Annotated in this window: 6 protein-coding genes and 1 pseudogene; 3 read left to right on the top strand and 4 right to left on the bottom strand. The window is 71.2% G+C overall.

Annotated features, from left to right (window positions below):
• Together QZ433_RS06700 and QZ433_RS06695 are read right to left on the bottom strand one after the other, a co-directional pair.
• Window positions 1-378 (bottom strand): annotated as a pseudogene (locus QZ433_RS06700) (hypothetical protein); the annotation flags it as partial.
• Between the two features lie 32 nt (window positions 379-410).
• On the bottom strand, window positions 411-1394 hold the full coding sequence (locus QZ433_RS06695) for a hypothetical protein (RefSeq protein WP_295781004.1): 984 nt from the start codon (window positions 1392-1394) through the stop codon (window positions 411-413).
• A 124-nt stretch (window positions 1395-1518) separates the two neighbouring features.
• Between QZ433_RS06695 and QZ433_RS06690 the strand changes: the two genes are divergently transcribed.
• From QZ433_RS06690 to QZ433_RS06680, 3 genes are read left to right on the top strand one after another with little or no spacing between them, the layout of a single operon-like run.
• Entirely contained in the window at window positions 1519-2889 is a 1371-nt protein-coding gene (locus tag QZ433_RS06690; RefSeq protein ID WP_295781001.1) for a potassium transporter TrkG, read from the top strand.
• Entirely contained in the window at window positions 2882-3577 is a 696-nt protein-coding gene (locus tag QZ433_RS06685) for a TrkA family potassium uptake protein (protein ID WP_295780999.1), read from the top strand. The genes QZ433_RS06690 and QZ433_RS06685 overlap by 8 nt, the downstream gene beginning before the upstream one ends.
• A 38-nt stretch (window positions 3578-3615) precedes the next feature.
• The gene (locus tag QZ433_RS06680) at window positions 3616-3756 is read left to right on the top strand and encodes a hypothetical protein (RefSeq protein WP_295780996.1); all 141 of its coding nucleotides are present in this window, start codon (window positions 3616-3618) and stop codon (window positions 3754-3756) included.
• Window positions 3757-3793: 37 nt separating this feature from the next.
• On the opposite strand, the gene QZ433_RS06675 is transcribed toward QZ433_RS06680, so the two are convergent.
• Window positions 3794-3931 carry a hypothetical protein gene (locus tag QZ433_RS06675; protein WP_295780992.1) on the bottom strand — a complete coding sequence of 46 codons (138 nt, stop codon included), beginning with the start codon at window positions 3929-3931 and terminating at the stop codon, window positions 3794-3796.
• An 80-nt stretch (window positions 3932-4011) separates the two neighbouring features.
• Window positions 4012-4406 (bottom strand): AIR synthase-related protein (locus QZ433_RS06670; protein WP_295780989.1); only part of this gene is annotated, 395 nt, incomplete at its 5' end.

Raw genomic sequence — 4406 nt, 5'->3', positions numbered from 1 at the left:
GGCAGGACGGAGATTGTCGGCCACCTTCTTCGCGCGCAGGAAGGCCGCGGTCAGCGGTTGGCGGCCGTCGCTCATCGCGGGGTACGTGATCAGCTTCGTCGCGTCGAGCTCGTAGTCGAGCCAGCGGTGGGTGACGTCGTCATGCGCCTGCTCCGTCCGCTTCAGGGCGTCGTCGCCCGTCTCGACGGCCCGCGGCGCCTCGGCGGGTGCGGAGAGCGAGCCGCCCTGCGCGGCCAGCAGCTCGAGCTGTTCCTTGTGGCGGCGGCGCGCGCTGACTTCGCGATGCTTCACGCGGGCGTTGATCGCGCCCATCGTCATCCCGAAGAGCGGGAAGACGAGCCACCAGTAGTGGCCGGCGAAGTTCCAGAAGTCCTGCACGTCGCCATGCTACGCGCTCGCCCCGCGGCCGATCAGGGGCGCGGCGGCTCGGGGCGATCCCGTGCGGGCGGCGGCCAGGGGGTGCGTCCTGGAGCCGGCGGGGTGGACTCCCGAGCGCCCTTGGACGCGCGCTTCGCGCCGCGTTCGCTCCAGCTGCGCGCCGCAGCGCGACCCATCGACTCCATCGACCGGGCGAGCGCCCGCTGGGCGGTTTCGGCGAGGTCGGATGCCACCCGGCTCCACGCATCGCCCCCCTCGATACCCGGCGGGGTGCCGCCCCGGGCCGCACGCTCGGCGCGATCGAAGGCGTGGGCGGTACGCCGCACCGCGTCGCGGTAGGCGAGGTAATCGGCGGGCGCGAGGCGCGTCTGCACCGAGGCGGGGCGCACCCACTGCGCCCGCTCGTGCGCCCGGAGGAAGTCGGCCAGCAGGGGCGAGCGCGAGTCGCTCATCGCCGGGTAGTCGATCGCGAGGGCGGGATCGGTCTCGTAGGCCATCCATCGCGCGAGGATCGCGTCGTGCTCGGCGAGCAGGCGCGCCACCGGCAGCGGCGCACTGCCGGTGCGGATCGCGGGCAGCATTGCCTTGGCGGCCTTGAGTCCGGCTCGACGCGCGCGCACCTCGGCGACGGCGGCGCGCAGATCGCGCTGGGCGTCGACCAACCGCGCGCGAGCGGCGATGACGGCGTCGTTCGAGACACGGGATGCCGCGCGCTCCGCCTGGGCGCGCACCACCTCGGCGTCGGCGACCTTGACGTCGGCGCGCCCGCGGGTGACGGCGTTGCGTGCCATCTGCAGGTCGAGGATCGCGGCATCCACCTCGAGGCGACGCGCGGCGCTCTTGCCCATCGGGCGCGAAGCCCACACGCGCACCGCGCGATCGCCGGTGGTCGTGACACCGGACGGGAGCGCCCGCCTGCGGGAACGGCGCACGCCGACCCAGCCGACGGTGCCGGCACCGGCCGCAGCAGGACCGATCCACCACCACTCGGCTAAAAGGGCCACCAGCGGTTCCACACGCCCATGCTATGCCGGGCCCCCGACACGGGGCTGGGTGGTGGGCCGGAATCCGCAGCGGCACGTCCGGTGCGTGCGGCGGGCGTCCAGCGACCGGTCGCCCGGGATGTGAGATCGTTGGCCGGTGACACGGCCACGCAGCACGGCCCTCGGGGGGTCGCTCACCCGGCGTCGGGTGGTGCTCACCCCGGGGCGCGTCATCGCCCTCTCGTTCGGTGCCGTGCTCGCGCTCGGGACGGGCCTGCTCAGCCTCCCGGCGGCCACGCAGGAGCGATCCGCCACGTTCATGGAGGCCCTCTTCACGGCGACGAGCGCCCTCTGCGTGACGGGACACATCGTCGTCGACACCCCGACCTTCTGGTCGCCGTTCGGGCAGGTCGTGATCATGGTGCTGATCCAGATCGGCGGCTTCGGGGTCATGTCCCTCGCGACCCTGCTCGGTCTGCTCGTCGCGCGACGGCTCGGGCTGCGCACGCGTCTGACCGCCGTGAGCGAGACCCACACGGTCGCCGTCGGCGACGTGCGCCGGGTGCTCCTCGGTGTGGCGATCATTGCGCTCCTCACCGAGGTCGTGGTGGCGACGATGCTCGCGGGGCGCTTCTGGCTCGGCTACGGGGAGCCCTTCGGCCGCGCCCTCTGGCTCGGCGTGTTCCACGCGGTGTCGTCGTTCAACAACGCGGGCTTCGCGCTCTTCAGCGACAGCCTCATCTCGTTCGCGACCGACCCGCTGATCTGCCTGCCGATCTGCGTCGCGATCATCCTCGGCGGCCTGGGCTTCCCCGTCATCATGGAGCTCTGGCGGCAGTACCGCTTCCCGCGGAGGTGGACGCTCAACACCGTCACCGTGCTCGTCGGCAGCGCCGTGCTCCTCGTGGCGGGGACGATCGCCCTCACCGCGCTCGAGTGGTCGAACCCGGCCACCCTGGGCGCGATGGATCCCGCCGGCCGTCTGCTCGCGGGCTTCACGATGTCGGTGATGCCGCGCACCGCCGGGTTCAACTCGATCGATGTCTCGCAGATGCTGCCCGAGAGCTGGTTCGTCACCGACATCCTCATGTTCATCGGCGGCGGCCCCGCCGGAACCGCGGGCGGTGTGAAGATCACGACCTTCGCGGTGCTGCTGTTCATCGTGCTCGCCGAACTGCGCGGAGACACGGCGGTCAACATGTTCGGCAAGAGGCTCCCGCGCTCGACCCACCGCGAGGCCCTCACCGTCGCCCTGCTGTCGGTCGCCCTCGTGGTCGGGTCGACGCTGGCGATCATGCTCCTGAGCCCGTTCGGCTTCGATCGCGTGTTCTTCGAGGTGGTCTCCGCTTTCGCTACCGTCGGGCTGTCGACCGGCATCACCGCCGACCTGCCGGCGCTCGCCCAGCTCATCCTCATCGTGCTGATGTTCATCGGCCGTCTCGGCCCCGTCCTGCTCGGCGCGGCCCTCGCCCTGACGCGCGAGAAACGCATGTACGAACTCCCGAAGGAGCGTCCGATCATTGGATAACAACACCTTCTTCAGCCGTCGGCGGGTGCGCGGAAACGCGGCATCGTCGGTCGCCGTGATCGGCCTCGGACGGTTCGGCGGATCCCTCGCCACCGAACTCGCCCGCAGCGGCACCGAGGTGCTCGGCGTCGACACCGACGAAGACATCGTGCAATCGCTCAACGGCGTGCTCACGCACGTCGTGCGGGCCGACTCGACCAAGCAGGTCGCTCTCGAACAGCTGGGCATCGCCGAGTTCGATCGCGTCGTCGTCGGCATCGGGTCGGACATCCAGGCCAGCATCCTGACGACCTCGCTGCTCAAGCGCCTGGGCACGCGCTCGATCTGGGCGAAGGCGATCAGCGAGCAGCACGGCCTGATCCTCGAGCAGCTCGGCATCGAGCACGTCGTGTACCCCGAAGCCGACATGGGACGCCGCGTCGCCCACCTCGTGCGCGGATCCATGCTCGATTACGTCGAGTTCGACCGCGACCTCGTCGTCGCGAAGACCGTGGCCCCGCGGGAGCTCGTGGGTCAGACCCTCGAACGGGCCGCCGTGCGCCGACGCCACGGGGTGACGATCGTCAAGATCCGCCACGCCGACGGCCAGTGGCACGCCGCGGGGGCGGCATCCGTCGTCGGCGAGGGAGACCTGCTGATCGTGATCGGTCCCGTGGAGAAGACCGAGCGGTTCGCGGCGCTGGCCTGAGGGCCTTGCCCGCCGGTTCGACGGCGATCTCATGAGGGGTGGATGCCGAGCCTCAGCCGTCGCGTGCACTGTCCGGGTATTACCTACTCGAGGTCGCCGACGCGGACGCGGCGACGGCGTATGCGCGACAGGCTCCGCTGTACGGCACCGTCGAGGTGCGCCCCCTCGTCCAGTACTGATCCGGCGCCGAGCGTCAGGCGCGAGCGCCTTTCGTCGTCAGCCGAGGATGAGCGAGATCACCGTGGCGCCGCCGCCCGTGAGGATGAGGGCGCCGATCACGATCCACGCGGTGATCTTGACGCGCTTCTGGCGCTTGTCGCTGAAGACGGTCATGTCGTCGTCATCATCGGTCATCGCGCGTCTCCTCTCCGGGTCGGGGGCAGGTCGGGTGTTGATGCGGTGCCCGGGGGCCGGCTCCGCATGACCGGTCGGACTCAGATCGCGGGTTCGGCGATCGTGGGTCCGAAGACGGCGGGGAGGGTCTCGGTCGACAGGCGGCGCAGCTCCGACACCGGGACGGTGAACACGTCTTGGATCTCGAGGGATGCCTCGGTGCCCGGCTCGACATCGGTCACGCCGATGCGCAGCACCGGGTAGCCGCGGCCGTCGCACAGCCCGCGGAACTTCACGTCTTCGTCGCGGGGGACGCTGACCAGCACGCGGCCGGTGGACTCGCTGAACAGGGCGGCGGTGGCATCCACGCCGTCACGCTCCATGAGCTCGGTGAGCCAGACGCGCGCGCCGACGCCGAAGCGCAGGACGCCCTCGGCGAGGGCCTGAGCGAGACCACCCGACGACAGATCGTGCGCGCTCGACACGAGCGACTGCG

Origin of the sequence: uncultured Microbacterium sp., assembly GCF_913776565.1 — a bacterium.
GTDB lineage: Bacteria > Actinomycetota > Actinomycetes > Actinomycetales > Microbacteriaceae > Microbacterium.
Note: the sequence above shows the minus strand (reverse complement) of the source record. Positions and strands in the feature narration are given on the sequence as shown.